This window comes from Streptomyces milbemycinicus (genome assembly GCF_002154605.1).
GTDB lineage: Bacteria > Actinomycetota > Actinomycetes > Streptomycetales > Streptomycetaceae > Streptomyces > Streptomyces milbemycinicus.
The window spans coordinates 1-1,593 of record NZ_MUNE01000270.1; the positions used below are offsets into that span (position 1 = coordinate 1).

The window sequence follows — 1,593 nt, forward strand, 5'->3', positions numbered from 1 at the left end:
CCCCCGAGCAGGTCCCCGACACCGAGGCCGCCCGCCTCAACTTCGACGGCATCTCCTACGCCAAGGGCGCCTCCGCGCTGCGCCAGCTCGTCGCCTGGCTCGGCGAGAAGAACTTCCTCGACGGCATCAACAACCACTTCGCCCGGCACCGCTTCGGCAACGCCACCCTCGCCGACTTCATCGACTCCCTCGCCGAGGCCTCCGGCCGGGATGTGCACGCCTGGGCCGACCGCTGGCTGCGCACCGACGGCGTGGACACCCTCACGCCCGTGATCACCACGAGCGGCGGCCAGTGGAAGGCCGAGATCCACCACAAGGGAAGCCACGACGGAACCAGCGCAGCAGGCGATGGCGACAGCGGCATCAGCCGCCCGCACCGCATCGCCATCGGCCTGTACGACCACGAGCCCGCGGCCCCCCACAAGCTCGTACTGCGCGACCGGGTCGAGGCCGAGCTGACCGACGGCTCCCCGCTGACCCTCCCGTTCACCGGACCCCGCCCCGACCTGCTGCTCCTCAACGACAGCGACCTCACCTACGCCAAGATCCGGCTGGATCCCGGCTCCTGGAAGACCGCCCTGCGCTCCCTGTCCGGCCTCCCCGACGCGCTCAGCCGCGCCGTCGTCTGGAACGCCGCGCGCGACATGGTGCGCGACGGTGAACTGCCGCCCGGCGCCTACCTCGACGCCGCCCGCGCCCATCTCCCGCACGAGACCGACATAGCGATCGTCCAGGGCGTCCTCGCCTTCGCCCGCACCCAGATCGCCGACCGCTACCTCCCCGCCCACAAGCGCGCCGCCGCCCTCGCCACCATCTCCGCCACCTGCCGCGATCTGCTGCGCCGCACCGAGGACGGCTCGGGCCCCGGGCTGCGGCTCGCCGCCGTGCGCACGTTCGTCGACAGCGCCACCTCGGCCGCCGAGCTGAGCGACTGGCTCGACCGCGACACCGTCCCCGGCGGCCCGGACCTCGACCCCGAGCTGCGCTGGCAGGTCCTCCGGCGCCTCGCCGTCCTCGGCGCCGTCAGCCCGGCCGATATCGACGCCGAACTCGCCCGGGACTCCAGCGCCACCGGCCAGGAGGGCGCCGCCCGCTGCCGCGCCGCGCTCCCCGACGCCGAGGCCAAGCGCACCGCCTGGGCCGCGCTCTTCGAGGCCGACGGCCCCGAGCTGTCCAACCACCTCGTCACCGCGACGGCCCTGGGCTTCTGGCAGCCCGAGCAGCACGCCCTCCTCGCCGAGTACGTCCACGGCTACTTCCCGGCCGCCGTCGACCTTGCCGGCCGCCGCGGTCCGGCCATCGCCGACGCGGTCGCCCGCTGGGGCTTCCCGACGACGGTGGACGAGACGACCCTGCGGCTGGGGGAGGAGTGCCTGAGCGCCGACGACCCGTCCGTGTCCCCGACGCTGCGCCGCCGCTTCGCCGACCAGCTCGACGATCTGCGCCGGGCGCTGCACGTCCAGCGGGTCCAGGAGGAGGCGGCAGCCGCCGCCGAGGCGTAGCGGCGCCCGGGCGCGGCCCCGGGTGCGGCGCGCCGGACAGTCCGGCCCCGGCCACCGCCGGGGCGCTGGAGAGACGGCGCCCCGCCCCGAC

At 75.3% G+C, this 1,593-nt stretch carries 1 protein-coding gene; it reads left to right on the top strand.

Annotated elements, in window-relative coordinates; genetic code table 11:
* A partial coding sequence (locus CCN51_RS21900) for an ERAP1-like C-terminal domain-containing protein (protein ID WP_211303241.1) occupies positions 1 to 1,502 on the top strand: 1,502 nt, incomplete at its 5' end.
* Positions 1,503 to 1,593 lie beyond the last annotated feature (91 nt).